At 37.4% G+C, this 21,840-nt stretch carries 17 protein-coding genes; 9 read left to right on the forward strand and 8 right to left on the reverse strand.

Annotation, left to right across the window (positions count from 1 at the left end):
• Positions 1-326 precede the first annotated feature (326 nt).
• Positions 327-2,705: a hypothetical protein gene (locus B3C94_RS21105; RefSeq protein WP_293907471.1), complete on the reverse strand. Its 2,379-nt coding sequence runs from the start codon at positions 2,703-2,705 to the stop codon at positions 327-329.
• 52 nt (positions 2,706-2,757) lie between these two features.
• A complete protein-coding gene (locus tag B3C94_RS21110; protein WP_293907473.1) occupies positions 2,758-3,630 on the reverse strand; it encodes a hypothetical protein in 873 nt (290 codons plus the stop codon).
• A gap of 528 nt (positions 3,631-4,158) precedes the next feature.
• Here B3C94_RS21110 and B3C94_RS21115 point away from each other — a divergent pair.
• Complete coding sequence (locus B3C94_RS21115) at positions 4,159-5,853, forward strand: hypothetical protein (RefSeq protein ID WP_293907475.1); 1,695 nt, start codon at positions 4,159-4,161, stop codon at positions 5,851-5,853.
• A gap of 144 nt (positions 5,854-5,997) precedes the next feature.
• Here B3C94_RS21115 and B3C94_RS21120 read toward each other — a convergent pair whose 3' ends face one another.
• The 3 genes from B3C94_RS21120 to B3C94_RS21130 form a co-directional block, all read right to left on the reverse strand.
• Positions 5,998-8,961: a response regulator gene (locus tag B3C94_RS21120; RefSeq protein ID WP_293907477.1), complete on the reverse strand. Its 2,964-nt coding sequence runs from the start codon at positions 8,959-8,961 to the stop codon at positions 5,998-6,000.
• 478 nt (positions 8,962-9,439) lie between these two features.
• On the reverse strand, positions 9,440-10,246 hold the full coding sequence (locus B3C94_RS21125) for a helix-turn-helix domain-containing protein (protein ID WP_293907479.1): 807 nt from the start codon (positions 10,244-10,246) through the stop codon (positions 9,440-9,442).
• Positions 10,247-11,218, reverse strand: a complete 972-nt coding sequence (locus tag B3C94_RS21130; RefSeq protein WP_293907481.1) for an aldo/keto reductase — start codon at positions 11,216-11,218, stop codon at positions 10,247-10,249.
• 297 nt (positions 11,219-11,515) lie between these two features.
• Here B3C94_RS21130 and B3C94_RS21135 point away from each other — a divergent pair, with 297 nt between their 5' ends.
• From B3C94_RS21135 to B3C94_RS21155, 5 genes are all read left to right on the forward strand, one after another.
• The gene (locus B3C94_RS21135) at positions 11,516-12,418 is read left to right on the forward strand and encodes an SDR family oxidoreductase (protein ID WP_293907483.1); all 903 of its coding nucleotides are present in this window, start codon (positions 11,516-11,518) and stop codon (positions 12,416-12,418) included.
• Between the two features lie 47 nt (positions 12,419-12,465).
• Entirely contained in the window at positions 12,466-13,383 is a 918-nt protein-coding gene (locus B3C94_RS21140) for a helix-turn-helix domain-containing protein (protein ID WP_293907485.1), read from the forward strand.
• A gap of 213 nt (positions 13,384-13,596) precedes the next feature.
• A complete protein-coding gene (locus tag B3C94_RS21145) occupies positions 13,597-14,184 on the forward strand; it encodes a Crp/Fnr family transcriptional regulator (RefSeq protein ID WP_293907487.1) in 588 nt (195 codons plus the stop codon).
• A 60-nt stretch (positions 14,185-14,244) separates the two neighbouring features.
• On the forward strand, positions 14,245-14,619 hold the full coding sequence (locus B3C94_RS21150) for a DUF4406 domain-containing protein (protein ID WP_293907489.1): 375 nt from the start codon (positions 14,245-14,247) through the stop codon (positions 14,617-14,619).
• 8 nt (positions 14,620-14,627) lie between these two features.
• A complete protein-coding gene (locus tag B3C94_RS21155; RefSeq protein WP_293907491.1) occupies positions 14,628-15,053 on the forward strand; it encodes a DinB family protein in 426 nt (141 codons plus the stop codon).
• A gap of 348 nt (positions 15,054-15,401) precedes the next feature.
• Here the strand turns inward: B3C94_RS21155 and rsgA are convergent, their stop codons facing one another.
• From rsgA to B3C94_RS21170, 3 genes are all read right to left on the reverse strand, one after another.
• Positions 15,402-16,460, reverse strand: coding sequence for a ribosome small subunit-dependent GTPase A (gene rsgA / locus B3C94_RS21160; protein ID WP_293907493.1), 1,059 nt, complete (start codon positions 16,458-16,460; stop codon positions 15,402-15,404).
• Positions 16,457-17,239, reverse strand: coding sequence for a class I SAM-dependent methyltransferase (locus B3C94_RS21165; RefSeq protein WP_293907495.1), 783 nt, complete (start codon positions 17,237-17,239; stop codon positions 16,457-16,459). The genes rsgA and B3C94_RS21165 overlap by 4 nt, the downstream gene beginning before the upstream one ends.
• Positions 17,240-18,035: 796 nt before the next feature.
• Positions 18,036-18,497, reverse strand: a complete 462-nt coding sequence (locus B3C94_RS21170) for a VOC family protein (protein ID WP_293907497.1) — start codon at positions 18,495-18,497, stop codon at positions 18,036-18,038.
• A 450-nt stretch (positions 18,498-18,947) separates the two neighbouring features.
• On the opposite strand from B3C94_RS21170, the gene B3C94_RS21175 reads away from it, so the two are divergent.
• From B3C94_RS21175 to B3C94_RS21185, 3 genes are all read left to right on the forward strand, one after another.
• Positions 18,948-19,628: a DUF421 domain-containing protein gene (locus B3C94_RS21175; RefSeq protein WP_293907499.1), complete on the forward strand. Its 681-nt coding sequence runs from the start codon at positions 18,948-18,950 to the stop codon at positions 19,626-19,628.
• Between the two features lie 376 nt (positions 19,629-20,004).
• Positions 20,005-20,442, forward strand: coding sequence for a toxin-antitoxin system YwqK family antitoxin (locus B3C94_RS21180; RefSeq protein WP_293907501.1), 438 nt, complete (start codon positions 20,005-20,007; stop codon positions 20,440-20,442).
• Between the two features lie 99 nt (positions 20,443-20,541).
• Positions 20,542-21,684 carry a hypothetical protein gene (locus B3C94_RS21185; RefSeq protein ID WP_293907503.1) on the forward strand — a complete coding sequence of 381 codons (1,143 nt, stop codon included), beginning with the start codon at positions 20,542-20,544 and terminating at the stop codon, positions 21,682-21,684.
• Positions 21,685-21,840 lie beyond the last annotated feature (156 nt).

Genomic DNA, 21,840 nt, shown 5'->3' on the forward strand with positions numbered 1-21,840 from the left:
GTGGACTTAGATTTCGCGCAGCAATCTTCATTTTTGTGATCAGCTGTCTTCTGCCGAGTGTCACATCTAGAGCTATCCTGCTTATGGCAAGCGAAAGTGGTAGACGTACTCATTAAAAAGCCGAGGGTTAAAAAGATCAATATAAGTCGCCTAATTGCCATATCTATCCAAATATAGTTTTTTTGCGAATTAAATGTTCTGTATTTTAAGGTTTTTTGTCGTATCCATCGCTTTTTATTTATTCCCTATTAGGAGGTCTTCCGAAAACCAGCTAATAGGGAATGAAGCATGGGGTGTCTTTCATCGCTTAGAAACCCATTGAACTTTTAAAATTTAAAGCCAGAAAAGAAGCCTGGTTTTTTCCATGTACGTTTGTATTCGTCAGCAAGGGGAGAGTGATCCGAGTAGGCAAGGACTTCATCCAGCAGACTGTGTGCTTTTCTTAGATTTGCGGTTTTATAATTTGCAAGGGCCTCCGCCAACCTGACCGATTCGACATCGTCATCATAACCCCAGTCATATTGAGTGTAAATGCTATTAAAAATGCTGATGTATTTATTTAGTTCGTTGATAGCGCCGTTTTCAGCCAAAAGTTGAATCCCGAATTTTAACCAAAGCACATAATCATTTGGCTCCATAATGGATTGTACCCAATTGTCATAGGTTTGGAAGGTGTCTATGCCCGCATCAAATTCCTTGATATAATAATGACTTTTGATGATTAAGTAGAGTGTCTTTGCTTTGTCGAAGCTATCGATGATAAATTCCCTTTTATTTTTAAGGTATTTATAGGCAGCAGTGTTCATGGCTTTATAGTTACTCTGATCATTGTGCAGTTGCATCAGTACATATTGAGGCTGTGCTTCATGTGGGTATTTCTGCGCCATGTCTTGGTAATAGGAGATACGTTGCTCCAAGTGATCCTGTTCGATCATGTAATAAACTATATTTTCGATAGCATTCTTTGTGGCTTCGAAATCACGATAATGATAATCATCTAAATTAGGGTTGTCAATATAGAATCGATAGATAAACTCCAATAATTGCTGAGCTCTGGAATGAATATCCGCTGAACGCTGCAAGTGGTATTCGACATCGATTTGATGCATAAGCATACGGTAGCAGGGAGGAAAGATAACTGGTTCGTTATTTTCATCTTCCTGATCTTCTTCTGCTGCAAATTCTGACTGTTCAAGGGTGGCTTCCAATGAAATTTGATAGGCATCAAAGTACTGCTGCAGCACATCCTCCAGCCGCACATAGTCTTCGAATGCAGACAGGGCATCGGCTCGTGTGAAGTGAAGCTCTTCAAAGTTTGAATAGTTTAACCCTTCGGTAGCAATAATGTAACAGGATTCCAAGTCGCCGGCTTCTTTATAAGCCAATGCTAAATTATTGCAATTCATGGCCCTGTTGTGGCTGCCACCAAAATAGTCACTTTCATATTGATCTTTTTCAAAGTAATTATTAAATGCATCATAAGCCTGCCGGTATAGGCCGAGGACTAGCGCTTGAAGTGCCGATTGGTCAGCTGCGTTCAAATTCTCCAAAGAATGAACAAAATCGGAGAGGATAACAGCTTCATTATAGCACTCCCGTGGAAGATCCCTGAAAAGAGGAATCTGATCATAAACTACAGCATTGGTTTTATAGCTACATTCGACCAAACGTCGCCACGATGTGGCATTCCATTGCTTTTCGCCTACCATTTGGAGGTATGGAATTGCAGCAGTATATTGCTCCTCATCATAGAGATAGGCAGCCGCAAAATGATAACCAGCATAAGAGTCCGGATATTCATCGATCAATTTGAGTGCATGCAAATAGTAGAAATCAAATGGGATTCCGATTTCTTCTGAATAATTCCGCTCAATAATGAGCTGATAGTAGAAAACTTCAGGGTTTTCATAGCCTTCAGCAATCAACTCTTCAAACCGTGCATGCCATTTGACAAGTTCTTGGTGAATATGCACGGCAGAGTTTTCTCCTTTGATAAGTTTAAGTAGAATTCTAAGGGCCAAGTCGATCGCTTTGTTTTCATATGCAATTTCAGCGAGATCCACGTAATTCATTTCGTTGCTGCTGATGAAATGTTTGAAATCTGCTTCAATCAAACTTGATACATTGGTTTCATTGATCTGTTTAGCACGGTCCAGCAGGTATATTTTTTTTATCCAAAAGATGGAAAAATTATGATCCAATGTTTCGCGCTCATCTTTAAACGCTTCTTTTACGAAATTGATTCCCGCCTCTAAAGCAGGTAGCATCGAAGTATCATCTTGAAGACCTTCATAGATGTTGACCAGATAATTGTGGCCATATCCGCCCATATTGGGGGAGGCGATTAGTTTTTTCGCGTAGTCGATGAATTGAGCTTTATTCGTTTCTGTGATATGTCGTTTTGGACGGCCAATTTGCGCTAACGCTATTTGGTTATCAAGTATGTAGTTCAGGATATGATATAGGGTCGTTTCATTTTCCGGTTCAATTGACAATGCATTCTGAAAATAGGGAATCATTTTTTCTTGAATGATATCGAAAATCGCTTCGTGGCCATCATAAAATACCTGATCGTGATAGGCGATTGCGAGATGTGTCCATAACGTAACGTCTTGGTCGTTTTGTTTCAGTTGATTTTCCCCTTCAATGATAAATAAATCTAATTGTCCACTATAGAACAAATCATATATATTTTTCTCGTTCATTTGTCAATTCTTATTTTTTAATCGTACAATATGTTAAAATTGATGGAAAGCACTAGTTGGCCATTGGCAGCTTTTCAAAACTAGTACCGTTCCATTGAAATTCTTCTTTCTTTTTGCTAACCTTGAAATTTGGATTTTCTGCATTATCATCGATAACATCTCCTTCTTCAATGTATTTATAGATAATCTGACTATTTTTTCCATGTTCTGAAGGGAAAAGAATCTTTTCATCGTAATAGAAAACACCTGCATCACTCACGGAATATCGGCTTGGAAGACTAACAAGTTGCTGTCCTGTCCAGGCAACGTAGTTGTATTCGGAAGGAATCCCACAGGCTTCGCCTCGAAATTCTATGCGAATGATTTGTTTTACATTTTGAAGTCCCATTGCCGGCAGCAATTTGCTTTGAGAAAATGTTTGTTCAGAATAGGCGAAAAGAAATGACTTTTCTGCCTGCAAATTCCCATTTGAATCCAGTAGTTTTACTACAATTGAGAAGTGATCCGATTCCTGCTCATTGGTACCTTTCAAAAAACGTTCGAAACCATATATATATTGTGAGCCGTCTGTAGCGATTTGCTTTCCCAGTGCCAATAGCCCAAGCCAAATAAACCCAGTTTTTTTAACCTTGCCATCGGAATAACTTATCTCATGCCAAGGGGCATAGAAATTTTTTATGGTATTTCCTTTGAGTGGGCCGCTATTGATAGTAACTGTATTTCCAAGAGATAAGGAGTCTATAATGGTGGCTTTAAGGTTAGGTTGAGCACGAATATAGGCTTTGTTGGCAAAAACAGTTGCCTGCTGGCCTTTTTGTATATTCCATAAGTTGAAATTATCGTCAAATCTTACATTTTCCTGTGCTGCTGAATGGAGGGGGCTAAGCGTCAGGAGTATCAGATAACAGCCAATTAATTTTCTCATTTTCCATTGTTTGTTGTTTCCCGCAAAAATAAACGAATTTGCTGATTAGCCTTATCACTGGTTTCAGGTATTTTTTGTTGGATCTCTTTTAGTGTGCTTAAGTCATTATTCTAGATATTATGTGAACTGAATGCTTTATCCCGATTTATATTTTTTCTTGCCTGGATACCCAGTTCTTTATTATAAATTAGAAACTCACTCGATGACATCCCTTTACTGGATCTAAAATAAGTGGAAAAAGTAATAGTCAGTAAAGTTCATTTCACCGACTATTTGTTTAATTTTTTTGTTGTAAATGAGCATTTCACTTCTTGTTTCATTATTAATTTCTTAAGAAATAAACTCTCTTGCGGTTATTCCCGTCAATCTTTTGTTATAATTAGTATACAGATATATATCACTAATTTTGATTCATTAACAATGATGTATTGATCGGCACATTAGCGAAAGTATTAACCTAAGCTGGTATTCCCTTGCAATCAGCTGCTGTTAGATGGCCTAAAATAACTGTTTTAAAAAAGTAATATTATGATATTTGAACACAATGTAAGCTTAAAGCATCTTGCTCCGTTAGATTTTCAATTTCAGGATCTTAAACCCAATGATAAGATTATACTTTTGGAAACGGGTATAATCACTGAAAGTTCGGAAATGGATGCGATGCAGGCAATAGGAAGCGGAAGAATATTATCCTATCGACGATACAATATCAGCGAAATCGCTACTTGCATCTCTCGTGTTTCGGAAAGGGCAATTTGCCTGAGCTTACGTTGGGGAGAAGCAGGCTATACTAGTTTAGTGGGAAAGAAAGCTGCCTCAACCAGAACCTTGAAATCGAATTTTTTAATGTGGTTGGCAGATGAGAAAATTGAATTACAGCTGGAGCCCGGGGAGCACATATGCTTAGATCTGTTTATCCGGCCAGAACACTTGAGCCATCTGCGGAATACACCTATTATTGACGAATTGCTGACGAAAGCATCATCAAAATCCGATGGTTATTTTGCTTGCCCTTCTATAATTGTTACAGGGGATGTGAAAGAATCTATTTTAGCTATACTTGCCGAGATCGCTCACGATGAACCTGTTTTGGAACGCTTTAATGCTCTCTGCGAGAGTATGCTTTTATTATGCTTGGGGAAACATGTTGAGTTGACAGTATCCCCAAGTAAGAAAAAAGGAAAACAAATAGTCGGCGAGGGAGAGGTGTCGAATAAACTCAGGAGCTTGGATGGAATTGAGGAGAACGATTTGTTGATGAAGGCAAAAGCACTTTATTCTGTAGTTAAAAATAAAAAGAAAAAGCGTGACGCTGAATTAGAACTTCATAAGGTATTGCAAGATCAATCCAGCGGATCGTGGGCAGAAGCGAAGATAAATTTAGCGGATACTTATATTACATTCGCCTATTTTATCGCGTCTAAATATGACGCCTGTGATTCTGAAAATAAACAGGTACTGAAACAAGCTATAGTAAAAGCTTGCGAGCTTTCTTTCGAACTAACTCCAGCACATCCATTAGATGTGCTTTTCTATACCAACTGGTCTGGAGAATCTAGATTGGTAAAAGAACTTGATCAAGAGGAAATGATGGAGCAACTTTCAACCCTATTGTCACCAAAATACAGGAAACTCTCGAAAGATAATGGTTCTTGTGAAAGGAAGTTGCTTGCTGAACAAATTATGGACGATTTGGATCTTTATACAAAATCATCTTCAGGCTTTAACACGACAGAAAAACCAAGCTTATTAGTAAAACTTTATAAACGGTTATCGAATTATTTTGCGCATAATCTTGCTGCTAATGAGGAATCGTTGGGCAAGCGTAATATTGTTCGTCAAACGGACAGAGCATATGAAGAGAAAGACTTATTAACGCTGTTAAAGATTGATATGAACCAATTTGCTAATCAACCAGGCTATTTTGATTTAATGGATAGTGATATGCTAAAATGGTCGCTAAACGTTTTGATCCATGAGGAAGAGGAGCTTGATGATTTTTTTGCCAAATTGTCTGAAGACCCCGTCTATCTCGAACTCAGACTTTTTCATGCAGCAGGGGACAACCTAAGAAAATTCAAAAACGAGATGAATAGACGAGAACAAGTATTGGAAAAAAAGAAAAGAACCCTTACAGCAGAATTTAAGGGCTTATCAGCCGCCACCAATGAAAAAATTATTGTTAATCTGGCAAAATATCTACTGATATGTAAGACGATTTAATATAAACTTATACCATGCGATTTTATCAATATCAAATTTTTAAATAACAGTTTCACTTAAATTCTCGATCAAATGGTTATTTTCAATACCCCATCTATTAGTATTCAATCGGACAGCAGCGAAAGTAGCCCTTTTTCATAAGTACTAAACACTAATATATTTTTTAAGAACTTCAAGAAGGTCAGCGCGACGTATAGGTTTGGGAAGAAAGTCATTCATTCCGGATTCAAGGCATTTTTCTTTTTCTCCCAATACATTTCCAGCTGTAACGCCTATGATAGGTATATGTTGATATTCAAGTAGCTTCCTAATATTTTGTGTTGCCTCAATGCCACTCATTATCGGCATCTGTACATCCATAATAATAAGGGAAAACTGCTTTTTCCTGCATTCTTCCAACGCCTGTAAACCATTTGTGGCTTCAGTTAGATTTATATTAGGCGCCAGAGACTTCATTATCCTATTATTTAAGACCATATTCACTGGGTTATCATCCACTAAAAGCACATCTAATTCCCGTGCAAATGCTTCCGAATCTTTCCCGGGCCGATCCTGAATAGTTTCTATTACAGTACTTCGCTCTACCTTTTTAAGGGTTTTGTATAGATCATGTGATTTTATTGGCTTCAACAATAAATGTGTATTTTCTATTTTCCGAACAGAACTCAGTATATCCAGTTCTTCCGAAGAAGAAGAAAGTACTATAAATGGCGCAATCTCCTTTCGCTGATTTAACAGGCCTTTTATTTTATTTCTTGTTTCCAAGCCTGACATGATAGGCATGTGGTAATCCACAAGGATCACATCAAAGTGCCCACCTTTCAACATGATATCTAGGGCTTCCATCCCGTTGGAAGCCAACGTGGATTTGATATTTTTAAAGGAAAGCATGTGTTCAAGAATGATCCTGTTGGTTTCATTATCGTCTACCACTAAGGCCGTATTAATAGACGTTTCATCCGCTTCTCTCAATTCAGGCATTTCATAAGGAATCTCAAGATCAAAGAAAAATACAGAACCTTTGTCCATTTCGCTGATCAGCGACAGATGACTTCCCATATATCCCAAGATATTGTTTGAGATGGTTAGTCCGAGACCTGTGCCGCCATATCGTTTGCTTATTGAACTGTTTTCCTGGGTGAAGGCGTCAAAAATATATTTCTGTTTCTCAGCAGGAATGCCGATTCCTGTATCTCTTACGGAGAAACGCAGAGCAATCGTGTGATCATCCATGCGTAATTTCTCTACTTTTAGCTCGATCTCTCCCTCTTCGGTGAACTTCACAGCATTCCCCAGAAGATTGATTAAGATCTGTTTTAATCTAGCTTCATCAATGAAAAGTATTTTTGGGAGGCCCGGCTCAACGTTGAGAAGAAGTTCAATGTTTTTTTTCTGCGATTGATAAAGAATCACATTTATGACTTGGCTTAACATATCGTAAACATCACTTTTTTCAATCAAAAGCTCCATTTTCCCGGATTCTATTTTAGAAAAATCCAGTATATCATTGATAATGCTAAGCAGGTTTTCCCCCGATTCGTTGATATAATTTAGGTATTGTGTCTGTGTTTCATTCAGCGGTGTCCTGAGAAGAAGGTCTGAAAAACCAATAACTCCGTTCAAAGGGGTGCGGATCTCGTGACTCATATTGGCCAGAAATTCGGATTTTGCCTTGCTGGCTATATCTGCAATTTCTTTCGCATTTTTCAGCTCTTCATTTATCTTTACGGCGTCTGTAATATTCTGTATTGAAATAATTATACCTCCAACTTCATCTTTTGTAAGATACCAAGGTCCGATTTTTAGATCGAAATGCTGAATTTCCTCTTTTCCTTCCACCTTTAACGCAAAATCCCCGTCGATGTACGTCTTTCCCAAAAGTGCATCCCTGTAAATCTTTTTTCTTTCTTCGGGAATATGGGGAGATATTGTGAATAGATTATTGCCAATAAGATCTACATGATTCATACTAAATTCATCTCTCCATCTGCTACTTACAGCAACGTAGTTCAGGGCTTTGTCAAACATCGCCAAAGGAATGGGAACATCAGTAGCAAAGGACTGCATCATAGCTTCCTTTTGGGCAACTTCCAGAAACATTTTTTTGAAGGCATCGATGTCCTGAATAATTCCAAAAATCCTGCTGCAAATTTCATTTTCAAATTCTGGAATTCCTTTTACTCTTACCCAGATTGTAACGCCGTCATTACGCAGAAGCTGAAGCTCTTCATCAAAAGAAATTCCTTGTTGTACCGCCCTGTTAAATAGATATTTTATTCTCTCTCTGCTTTTTCCTTCATAAAAGCCAAGGACATTGTCAAAAGTTGGTTGAAAACTAGCGTTAACTTTGTGAATTTCTATTGCACTTTGGGACCAGGTGAGCTTTCTGTTTTTCATATTGGCTTCCCATCCTCCGACCTGGGCAACCGCGCTTGTTTCCTCAAGCATTTCCTTCGTATGAAATAGGTCCTTTTCTAACTTATCACGGCGTAGAATGTCAGATTTTATATGGATATAAACGAAAATGGTGACACCAATGGCTGCAACCGCAGAAATGAGAATGAATAAAACGGTCCGTGTGGAGGAGTTATTTAGATCTTCATTTTTCAGGGCAAGCTGAACTTCTTCGTGTCTTACAAATTCCTGAACCAACATACGACATTTATCCATGGCCATCTTGTTTTGCACAAGTTCTTCTGGCGTCACTAATAATCCCTTTTTACGATTATCAACCAGCAAAACATATTCTTTCATCAGTATGTCTGAAGTATGCAGCAATTCATGAAAGATGTCACTCTGGCGTTTATCTTTAAGATTAAACCTATCTATGTTAGAAACAAGCAGCGGATATTCCTTCCTGCTTCTATCCAACGGTTCAAGAAAGTTCTCCCGGCCGGTAAGCTGATAACCCCGATTGCCTGTTTCGGCATTTAGTAGTGTGTTTAAAATATCTTTTATTAAACTGATGGATTCCTTCGTTTTTAGGAGGCTTTGCCTGCTTTCCATTTGCTTGTGTATGCTAATATAAGATGCGATAGAACCCGCAATCAGCAGTAATAAAGAGAGCATTAAGCCTATCTGAAGATTTCTTATAATTTTTTTTGGCATTGGCTGGTAGTTTACTGTTAAGATACTAAAAAAGTAAATAATTATGCCACACTTCTTATTTAACACTTTTTAAATCATACGTGGTAAAAGCGGTAAGTAAGCAATAAAATTTAGGATTTCTTTTGTTTACATAATACCTTGGATATCTTCTGTATATGATGCCAAAGCTTTTAGATAATCAGGTAAGGTTGGCGTATTAAGAACATTGTGTGCTTTTTTCTAGGTTCTTCTTTCGCTTTAAAACTCTTCAAACTGCAATATAAACCAAGTGAAGCTTAAATGAGTGTAATTAGAAATGACAATCCTACGGCCGCCTCATAAATTTCTTAAAAACCTGATTTACGGGTCTTAAAAAAGATATAGTAAACATAGAAATCATAAAAGATATTCCTTCTGAATATTTTTACTAACTTTTTTAACTTGTCATCTAACAGATAGATGACAGACCATAATCGGGAGATGGTTGTTCTAAGCCTTATCAACCTACAGTCGGCGCTTTGCCAAATTTCTTCTTAAAGGCGTTAGAAAAATGGGACAAAGTCTCAAACCCAAGATCGAGATAGATAGCTGATGGTTTTTTGTTTTTTCTTTCAATTAAATGCCATGCTTCATTCAGCCTTTTATCTTGTAACCACTTCCGTGGCGGCATGTTGAAGATCTTCTGAAAATCTCTTTTATAGCCTGAAAGGCTTCTCCCTGTAAGCTGTGCAAACTTCTCGATAGGGATATTGAAATGAAAATTATTAAGCATAAATTTTTCTAGATTTATCTTATGAGGCTCTGAGAAATCAAACAAAAAGTTACGCAGTGTTGGGACAGCTAATAGTATCAACTTGACCCCCTCTTTTACCTTCAAAAGTCCCATCTCGTTAGTCATTTCATGCCCTGCGCTTCGCGCATAGGGAATGACTGACTGGAAATATCCTTTGATAAACGCATTATTGGGGAGGCATAGGTTCGGAAGGCCCGTGTACTTTCTCGGGGATTCCATTTTTTCCTCCAGTGCTATCTGACGCATCAGATCTTCTTGTAGTGATATGACAATCGTTTCATAATGGCCACTTGATCCAGGGGTTTTAGTCAATGTTCCCAGCTGATTTTTGTGAATTAGCAATACTTCTCCGGCAGAAATGTTTATATTCTGCTCAGCGGTTTCGAGAATCATCTGGCCCGAGACCTGTAATACCAGGGTATGGTGGTTCCAGACGCATGCTTTCTCTTTCCTTTGAGATGAAAGGTAAGAATAGAATATAACGCCGGGAAGTATTTCTGCTGGACTTTCCATTTATCTTTGTAAGTAAGTACCACCTTTGATAGCACCTATTGCAAATGTAGTGTTTAAAATATTCATCTCCTCTGGAGTAAATACAATTTCCATTGCAGCGATATTTTCGGGTAGCCTTGATCTGCGGCTCATGCTTACCAATGGCATGATATTGTCACCTTGTTCTTTTACCCAAGCAATCGCAATTTGTGTAGGGCTAACATTTTTAAGTTGAGCTATTTTTTTTAATACTTCCACTTTTTCAAGATTATGGATCAGGTTATTACCCTGAAAACGGGAAAAGTGATTTCGATGGTCATCTGCAGGAATTGGAGCTTGCAGGTCACCGTTTAACAGGCCTTCGGCAGTATTGGCAAATGCCACAACACCAATTCCTAACTCTTTAACCGTTGGCAACAGCTCCTTTTCGATCTGGCGGTCAGCCAAAGAATAACCGATTTCCAGTGCACTGATGGGATAAACGCTATTGGCTATACGGAGTTGATCGGCGGTGATTTCCGATACGCCGATATGACGTACTTTTCCTTCATCTATCAGGCCTGCAATTGTTCCGATGATGTCTTCTATTGGCACGCTACCATCCATTCTACAAGGTTGATATAAGTCGATAGTTTCAATGCCCAAGCGGGTCAACGAATAGTTAACAAAATTCTTGATCGCTAAAGGACGGAGATCTAAGCCAATCCATTGGCCATTGTGGAAGATAGCGCCGAATTTGACACTGATGAAAGCATCATCCCGTCTTCCTTTAATGGCTTTCCCAACAAGCATTTCGTTATGGCCTGCACCATAAAAATCTCCGGTATTCAGGAAGTTTATTCCGTTGTCCAAAGCTTGATGGATCGTTTCAATGCTTTCGGTTTCATCGGGTGTTGGGCCGCCCCATATTGATGACATCCGCATGCACCCCAGACCAAGCCTGGAAACCTTGGGGCCGTTTTTACCCAATTGAATTTTAGTGATTTCTGACATTTGATTTATTTAATGTTACTATACAAAGGTCTTGATTTAATAACTACATTGCTTTCTTCTATGGTTCAATTTACTTGTCTCTATAGTTCATATATTGGTAAATCGAACAGTGATTGGATTTACCCCGACAGCTACTATTATCAAAATGTCCGGTCAACAAATTGAGATGCCTGGTCGGAATGCTATATATTGATAGAAATTTCAAAGTATGGATTTATTCTGGCTACAACATCGTCACTTTTGGCTACATTTGTGAATTCGCCATGTCTGAACTTTGCTTCATAAAAAATTTAAGATATGAAAGTATTTATTACAGGAGCTACAGGTTTTGTTGGAACAGCTGTAGTACAGGAATTATTAGAAGCAGGTCATGAGGTTCTAGGACTGGCAAGATCAGAAGAATCTGCAAAGAAGTTAGTTAAGGCGGGTGCACAGGCTCACCATGGCAACCTGACAGATTTTGAAAGCTTAAAGTCAGGTGCCAGACTTTCTGATGCTGTTATCCATTTAGGGTTTGTTCACGATTTTAGTCGTTTTCAGGAAATGTGTACCTTAGACAGTGAAGTAATCGGAGCGCTCGGAGATGCTCTGGCTGGAACTGAAAAACCTTTTCTCATTACATCCGGAACCGCGCTGTTTTCAAAAGATGGAATTACAATGGAGACAGACCGCATTATTAACTACCCGCATCCAAGGATTGCTACTGAAAATGCCGCAGACGATCAGGCTGCTAAAGGCGTAAATGTTGCAGTGATCAGATTATCTCCTTCCGTGCACGGAGAGGGGGATAAAATTGGATTTGTACCACTCTTCATTAGTATTGCAAAGGAAAAAGGTGTATCGGCCTTCATTGGAAATGGGAATAACCACTGGCCGGCTGTTCACCGTTTTGATGCAGCAAGACTTTACCGCTTGGCTCTTGAAAAACCGTTTGAAAAAGGAACCAGATATCATGCTGTGGCCGAAGAAGGAATTCAGCTTAAAACAGTGGCAAATGAAATTGCCGAACGCCTCAACATTCCACTGGTTTCGCTGAATCCAGAAGAGGCTGAACAACACTTTTCCTGGTTTACACATTTTGCAAAACTTGACAACCAAAGTTCGAGTGCGCAGACAAGGGAATCGCTGGACTGGAACCCTGCTCATCCTATACTACTGGAAGATTTAAAAGGTTCCTATTACTTTTCTGATCTTCAATAATTTGTATTTTTATTATAATCGACAAAAACACAAAAATCTTTAAAACCATGTCCGATAACAAACCGATACGACTAAAGACCATTTCCGAGTTTCATAAGCTTCGGGGATTGCCGGCACCAAAGCATCCGCTGATCAGCGTGATCAATTTTGAAGATATGAAAGTACCGTCCGTAATTGGAAAACAAAGCCTGTTGTTCGACTTTTATATGATTTCCGTAAAACGGAATATGGACCACAAGTATAGGTACGGGCAGAAAGATTATGATTTCGACGAAGGCGTGATGTTCTGCATGGCACCGCATCAGGTGTTAAGTGTAATACGAGAAGAGCATGGAAAAAATCCTTCCGGGTGGATGCTCATGATCCATCCGGATTTTCTCTGGAATACGCCACTGGCAGCATCGGTCAAAAGATATGAGTTTTTCGATTATTCTGTGAATGAAGCCCTGTTTCTATCAGAAGACGAGGAACTTAAAATGCAGTTGATCATTGAAAACATCCAGCAGGAATATCACAGCAATATTGATCAGTTCAGCCAAAATATAATTATCTCCCAATTGGAGACCCTGTTTAATTATTCCCAGCGTTTTTATCAGCGCCAGTTTATCACACGTAAGAAAGCCAGTCATCAATTTTTAGAAAAGCTTGAGATATTTCTTAACGGCTATTTTGAAGAAAAAGATATCATACAGTATGGGGTACCTACGGTACAGTTGCTCTCGGAGAAACTAAATATGTCGACACAGTATATGCGGGGGATGCTCAAATCGCTGACGGGACAAACTACCCAGCAGATCATCCACGAGAAAGTAATTGAAAAAGCCAAAGAGAAACTTTCTACAACTGAACTTAGCATTAGCGAGATCGCTTATGAGCTGGGGTTTGAACATTCCCAATCATTTAATAAGCTTTTCAAGGCTAAAACCAATATTTCCCCTACGGAATTTCGTAGATCTTTTAACTGATCATAACATTTTTTTGTCTTAATGTATTGATCATGATGAAGGCCAACTTCAGATAATGCTGGAGCAATAAAAAAAAACATTCAAAAGTTTATGTGAAAAAGTGAATGATTTGATTTATTCTCGTTGAGAATAAATAAGTTCTCATTTCATATATTATAGTTTATTGCCGTAATTTTATGGGTGAAAACACATAATATTTTCAGGTAAAGCAGTATGAATCATTATATAATCCAAGAAAACATCAGTAAACATATCACCTTGAATGAGACGGAATTCACGATATTTTTATCCCGGTTAAAGAAAATACAGATACCCCGAAAAAATACTATATTAAGCCAAGGACAATTGTGTGAAAATATCTATTTCGTTGAGTCCGGGGCATTGCGTGCATTCTATCTGGATGAATCCGGTAAAGAAGCTACTATTATGTTTGCTGTTAGCGATTGGTGGGTAACTGACATGTACTGTTTTATCAATCAAAAACCGGCTATGCTAACCATTGAGGCTATTGAAAATAGCATAATCTATCAATTAAAAAAGAGTGATTTAGATTATTTGTATGCGGCTATACCGCAATTTGAAAAGTTCTTTCGGATTTTGATGCAAAATGCATACATAAGAGAACAGCTGCGTGTCATTCAAAACCTTTCATTGCCAGCGGAAGCGCGCTATGAAATATTCGTTGGCAAATATCCGGACGTGGCAAAAAACGTTAAGCAAAAGCAAATAGCTTCTTATTTGGGAATTACGCCCGAATTTTTGAGTATGATTAAGCATAATAAAAGAAAAGGCTTAAAGTAGATTATTTTTTTTTCGACGAATAGGTTGTTAATTCGCATTTGTATACAAATAAATATAACGATGCTTATAATGATTTCAGGTCCATATCGAGGTGGGACCAACGATGAACCGACATTAATCAAGAACAATTTAGAAAAATTGGAAGAGTTCGCCTTAGAAATTTTTAATAAAGGCCATGTCCCGATAGTCGGGGAGTGGCTTGCACTTCCTTTAATTAAGCTGGCTGGATCACAGAAAATTGGAGATGAACAATGGGAGAGGATACAGTATCCAATAGCCCATCGGATACTGGAAAAATGTGATGCTGTTTTGCGGATTAAAGGTGAATCCAAGGGCGCAGACCAGGACGTTAAGATAGCTAAAGAAAGAGGATTGATAATATATTATCACATCGATGAAATTCCTGCTGTGGGGAAGTCTCTAACTATTAAATAAAAGTTGTTATGAATTTAGTTTTGGAAGAATTTGAGCATATCATTCATGCTTTTCCTGAGCAGGTAATGCAAATAAGCGAGGAAGATTTTGATGTAAAAGTGGATCCTTTTAGATGGAGCAAAAAAGAGATTCTCGGGCACTTAATAGATAGTGCTTTCGTTAATTATTCGAGATTTATCAGAGCGCAATTTGAAGAAAATCCTAAAATATACTATGATCAAGTTGAATATTGTAAATCGGGCAGCTATCAATATTCGGAAAAATTACAGTTATGTGATTTATGGAGTTCAATAAACAAGCAGCTGCTATTTTTGTTCAAGCAAATAACCAATAAAAATCTAACGCAGAGAACTTGTAATGACCATAGCCTCGAATTCTTAATGAATGATTATGTATCGCACCTGCAGCATCATAGGGGGCAAATATTGATCTGATGATGAAATGTTATGGTTAAGTTATACTGATTGAGACGAAAATAAAGGTGCCTTGGTTGCCGAATAAGCTTTCAAACTCGTAAAATTCCTTTTTAGGCTGAATTTTGCCAATAAGCTTTTTTAATTGCTGCTTAATTTCGTGAATTCTTCCATTTAGCAATCATAAATATTGAGTATATAAGATACGTAAATTAGGATCAGGAAAAAAATCAGATTCTACATGCTTTTCAAAAAGTATGAAAAGGATAAAGTGATTGTGTTTAATGTTTAGGACGGAGTAGAACGATTGGCATATCCTGATTGAAATTTGTTGGCATTCTGTGAATAGAATGCCGAACAAATTTCAATTTAATTATGAGATTCCTTTATTTTTTTTACTTGAGTCACAAGCTTTGAAAAGGATTTCTCCCTTTTGCGCCTTTCATGCTCAGTAGCAGAAAAGTGCCAGGCTTCCCTTTGCAGTTTCAGGTAGCTTTCATAAACATCTAGAGCTAGAACTCCATTGTCTACGGCTTTTAATACCGCACAATCAGGTTCTCCCGTATGCTCGCAATCCTTGAAACGACAGGATTTTGCCAAGTCGGAAATATCCAACATTTCGGCCAAAGAGTCCGCATCATCAATCGTTAAGCCAAATTCACGAACCCCCGGAGTATCAATTAATACACCAGCGTTTTTCATTAATACCATTTCGCGACGAGTTGAAGTATGACGTCCTTTTCCCGTGGACATACTTACATCGGACGTACGCAGTAAGGGTTCTTCGCAAAGTGCATTTACCAAAGAACTTTTACCAACGCCAGAAGAACCAACAAACACAACAGTTTCTCCTTCTAGTATAGATTCCCGAAGTAAAATAATAGTCTGATGATCGTGAGTACTGGTAAAAAATACAGGTATCCTGCAAGATAAATGTTTTATCTGCTCTTCTATTTTTGATCTGTCGAAAATAATATCGGCTTTATTGAGAATTAAGGCCGGATTAATATTCTCCTCCAATATCTGAGCGATGAAACGTTCCGCTCTGCGGACATTGAAATTATCATCAAGGCTCTGTACAATAAATGCTTTATCCACATACGAAGCAATCGCTTGCTTATCAGCTATTGTTCCGTTTTTCTTTCTGTACAAGGTGCGTTCGCGTGGTAATATGTCCACAATAATTCCTTTGTTTTCTTCGAATGGTTGAAAAATAACCCAATCACCCACACAAGGTAATTCAGAGTCAGATCTGCTAAACATCATATTTCCCGTCAACTCACATTGAAGTAACCCGTTTTCGAAAATAACATCAAAACAGGTACGGTGAACAACAGCGATCCGCCCATGATGTAAAGTTTTATGTGTTGATTTCTGTTTTAGTTGGTTTAGTTTATCGTCCCAACCGTAAATATCTAAATTAATCATTGTTCAATTTTTTTTGCGATGAAGAACACATAACCGTAGAACTCTTTGTATTTGGAATACATTTCCGCATCAAAATGTTGAAGGGCAACAAATTCTTCGGCCGTTTTATTTCCTGCATACTTTTCAAGAAACATTTTCTGCGCGTTTACCATTGGGGTGAAATAATGATCAGTCCAACAAACTGATGGCAAAACAAAGGTAGCGACGGGTAAATATCCCGCTTTTTGTATTCGCATTATTTTACCTGCAATGGTATCCATTTCAGGAAAATGTGGTAAACAGTATTGCTCTATTTCTGAGGGACGTTTTTCGGTGAGCCAAGAACTTTCTGTAACGGCGATATATCCTCCAGTTTTTAAAAACTTACGCCATTCGGTGAGCCCTCTTTCAAAGCCGATATTATAAATTGCTCCTTCACACCATATCAGGTCTAACGCATCATTCTGGAAGGGTAGATTATCCATTGAACGAACAATACCTTTTACCTTGTCTTGCAAATTTAGCTTTGTCGCATTTTTGTTGAGCCGGTCAATAAATGCTGGAAAAATATCGAAACACGTGATGTATCCTGGCGTGTGTTCCGCCAATACCATAGTTTGACCACCGGTTCCGCAACCAATGTCAGCGATTAAAGAATCGTCAGTAAGATTGTCTATAAAGCTCAGTGCTTTAAGGGTTACCTCTGAGTTGCCGGGTCCCTGTCTTTCAGTATTTAAAAAGAATTCACAGATTAAATTTAAATCGAATTCATGGATAGTTTTAATGCTTTCGTTACCCATTATTGTAATGTATATAGCATACATGAAAAGCGCAGTAGTACTTCTACTAACGTATGCTGATTAAAAAAATAAAATAGAAAGATAGCTCTCGAAGCGAATTATTCGAAAGCAAACGAAAGGACAATCTGTAAAGGATCTACAGATTGTTTATTAAACCAAATCCGATTTATATGTTGTTGTCATACTGCAAAGGTAGCTAAAACTTTTTGTTAGCAGAAATACTATTATTGATGAAACAATTTGGTTTGAGTTTACTGGAAGGATGGAATTAAAGTGCCATGAATTTACTACTGTTCAGCGAATCGTAATTTTCTATCCACGGATTTTAAATTGAGGGGCATGGATATTCTTGAATACCTCATTTTTATTTTAAGAATAATAGAGAACTGCAACGAAATAATCTTAAAAATTTATTGTTATTATTAGTGTTTAAATTTAAATAAAGTCTTGAGGAATCAATTGGGAAATTTCTTCAATGGTCGGTGGCTGTTGCCTTCCTCTTTGTAATCGTTTTCTGGGGCAACAGTTACTGTTATTTTATTCATGAGCTAATATGCACATTTTTGCTTTGTTTGCTTTCGCAAAGCAAAGTAATCAAAAGGGATTGCGGGGTGGAAGTCTACTATGATGTAAATGGAAAGCGAATAACAATGCAAAGCGGCAAGTGCATAGCGTTTATTATTCTTATAAGCTTGTAGAAAAAGATGGCAATTACGAGGAAATACGTCGTGTATTTTACCTCAGGTCTCATCAATAAACAATTAGCACGAGTTAAGAGTCCTCTGGTACTTCGTTTTTAGAAATCATCAATAATGATTTTTTTCATTCCCATCATTTTTTTGAATGCGCCTGGTCTTTTGTTGAGTTCCTCCCAATTTTCAGGAGCAACCTGCCAGCTTAATCCATATTTGTCTTTCAGCCAGCCACACACGCTTTCTTGACCGCCACCTGATGTTAGGGTTTCCCAATAGTAGTCTATCTCAGCCTGGTCTTTGCAGGGGATCATTAACGATATGGCTTCGTTAAATTTGAATTCGGGTCCCGCATTGATCCCGATAAAACGCATCCCCATAATCTCGAACTCAACGGTAAGCACTTTTCCAGCAAAATCTCTCTGGAAATCAGCCAACCCTTCGCTTTCTGAATTCGGATAATAAGTAGTATTGATGATCTTGCCATCTTTGAAAACCGACAAGTAATACGCTGCGGCTTCCTGCGCATTTTTGTCAAACCAAAGGTTTGGAATTATCTTTTGCATAGCTGTTATATTTTGGTTATTTATCTACTTTTAGTATGCCCTGCAATTGATGGTCCTTTATTTCATCCAATCTGAATTTTTATCATCTGCAGTCTTGCAAATCTAATAAATTTATTATTCGATCGACTTCGCATAGGATAAGAAATAATACAATGCTTATAAATTGTGTCATGCCATCAAAAATAATGAACGGTTAATATATCCATGATTAATTGAATGATAAGAAGGACAAAATCAGACTTTATCCGCCGGATTTGGTAATTATTCCTCCGATAAATTTATCAGGCAAATACAAGAATTAATCGATGAAAACTAAAGAAAACGGAAGTCAGCAAATTTTCCAATTGATACCTTATTTATGTTGTTTTTGCTGAGTGGTGAACTATTGCAATCGGAGGAATGTTTTAGAATTAATTATGCGGAGGCCGCAATAAGTTTTTTTAAAAGGTTATGATTGATATACAAAAAATATTTGCAGAGGGAGTGGAAAGCTCCTTTCTTGTTGAAATCGGCGCGAGAACAATAATAATGTTTCTTCTAATATTGATAATTCTAAGGCTCTCGGGTAGGAGGGGAGTTCGGCAGTTAACTCTTTTTGAGGTTGCGATTATAATCAGTTTGGGCTCAGCTGCGGGAGATCCAATGTTTCAAGAAGAAATACCGATTTTCCATGCCATTGTTGTCTTTATATGTGTAATCTTCGTTTATAAGTTGATAACCTGGATCGCCTCCCGATCAGAAAACATTGCCCATTTATTGGAAGGTAAGGTTTTACCTGTAGTAAAGGATGGAGTATTTGATATAAAACATGAAAATGATAATACCTTCTCACGTATGGAATTTTTTTCTGAATTGAGAAATTTAAATGTCGAACATCTGGGACAGGTTAAGGAAGGGATTCTAGAAGTCGATGGAACATTAAGCGTTTTATTTTATGCTGATAATGATGTGAGATATGGGCTACCATTATTCCCATCATCTTTCAAAATGGTTGATGTATTCAGTGCTGAAGGGCCATTTGCATGCATGTATTGCGGCCATGTTGTATTTAGTTTTGAGAATGATTCCCAGGCATGTCCAAGATGCAATAAAACACAATGGAGCAAAGCCCTAAATTCAAGAAGAGTTTAGAAGAAATAATACCATGTATTATTATTTAAACAAATCATAGGATGATACTGTTCGGCAGTTTTTATTCGAAGCCAATCTTTGAATAGAAAATCGTAAGATTGAGCAGCAGCATAATGATTTCAAGTCTCTATCGCGGTGGGACCAATGATAGTCGGGGAGTGGTCATAGCCCTAAAAAAGATATTAAGAGTTTAAATATTTTTCGAAAAAAAGGCAAATAGCCACGAATCGTTATTTATTGCCGGCGAATCGTAATCCATCCAATTTTCTATAAAATTTAAAGTTAAATTTGATTGATAAATGAAGCGGAAATCTAAAACGATAATGTCAACATTTTAGCATCGTGACAAATGAATAAAGTAATATTACCATCCATTTTGATTTTACAGTTATCTGTTTTGAGGAACATGCTTACCGGCATTATTTTTTTATTTTTCTTTTTAATTCCAATGAGCAATTGTTCCGCACAAACATGGATCAATATTGAACTTGAGGAAACCGCATACGATGATGTTACTGAGAAAATCTGTTTGAAGGAAACTGGCGAGCCTTTAAACGGGAATTATGCAATAAAATTTAATTGGTACCAGACCAATTATGAGCCATTTATAGGTGGCTTTAAAAATGGCGAGGCAAAAGTTTACAGAAATAAGAGGCTGGCAGAAAAGGGCACATATCAAAACAACCTCAAGGAGGGGGAATGGCTTTACTATAAAGAAGATGGAACAATTCGCAAACGGGTTATTTATAAAAAAGGGAAAACAGAACCTTTTGGGGATCGGAGATTAAGATGGGAAAGATCTAATGAAAAGTAATGTTAAAGCTGTAAAGGCAAGTAATTAGAAAATTTAAACATTTGGCATATGAAGCCTGCCAATTAAAAGACTACCTGTTATCAAAAAAGAATAAGAACCATGAAGAAATTATCCTTATTAGCTATTTTACCTTTTTTTATTTCTTGCAGAAGTCAAGAAAAAATAGATTTAGCAGGCTTGAAGTTAAATGAGCCGATTGAAGAAATCAGTAACTTTGATGATCGATTATTAATTGGTGTGGAGACTGTAGAGTATCCCTTCAGTCTGCTGCTGGAGGTTGAAAAATCACAAAGGTATAGTTTCGATGGAATTGATTTAGCAGGGCAGCGGATTATTTTTCAAATCAATTCGGAAATACTGAAAACAGATAGTATTACACGCCTTGGCGGCGGACATATTGATCTCAAACAAACCGAAACCGCCAGTGACTTAGAAGAATCTTTAAAAAGATACGATGCTGATAGTAAAATATATGGCGTAAGAGTTGAGCTCAAAACGCAAGAGCTAAAAGCCAGTATTTTAAAGAAACTAGTGGAAAAATATGGTAAAGGGACAAAAAATCCAAATACCGACAATGGTTTGTACTGGAATATAAAGTCACAGAACAAATTTATTTTATATGCACCTGACTATAATAGGTTAATCATTCTGAACAACACAAACCTGTCTAAAACGTGTTATTGGGATATTATGAATGGTTTAATTGATTTTGGCGGATGCAATAATGAAAAATATATGGCGGAATTGCTAAAAAATGCGACCAAACCAGAAGATGTTAAAGATAAACCCACACTGAATATTGATAAAAACTGGAATATAAACAATTTAATTGTTGGAAGAACAACTGAAGAGGAATTTACGAAATCTCCTACAAATAGTCGTTTTTTTGAACGAATGACAGAAATTGATGGAACTACCGGAACAACCAACGAGATCTATTATCAAAATACCTATCATGATGTCAACCTTTATTTTGCTGTAAGCAAAAGTTATCCGGATAACCAAAAGGAAAACATCATCAATGGTTACGCCATCAACGACCTTAGAAAGGTCAACATCTCATTTGAAAATAACTTAAAACCAGGCTTACAATTTGAGGAAGTGTTAAAGTTGTTAGATAAGCTTAAAATAACTTATCATCCGGTGGATTTTGCCAATTATATTGAAATCAAAACGTCATCTTATACAGTAACCCTGAATTTTAACGAGAACATGTTGCTCTCTGGAATGTTTATGAGATAGCTTTGCATAGATCAGCATAAATAATTTTGTAAACTCCATTTTTATTTATATTTCCATTATCTTAACGATAAAAATTGAGATTAGATCTGACAGTACCATCAATAGATTATTTCTGTATATCAGATTGTTCCAAGAAATCGTGGTAAAATGAAGTAA

Origin of the sequence: Sphingobacterium sp. UBA5670 (assembly GCF_002420705.1) — a bacterium.
Taxonomy (GTDB): domain Bacteria; phylum Bacteroidota; class Bacteroidia; order Sphingobacteriales; family Sphingobacteriaceae; genus Sphingobacterium.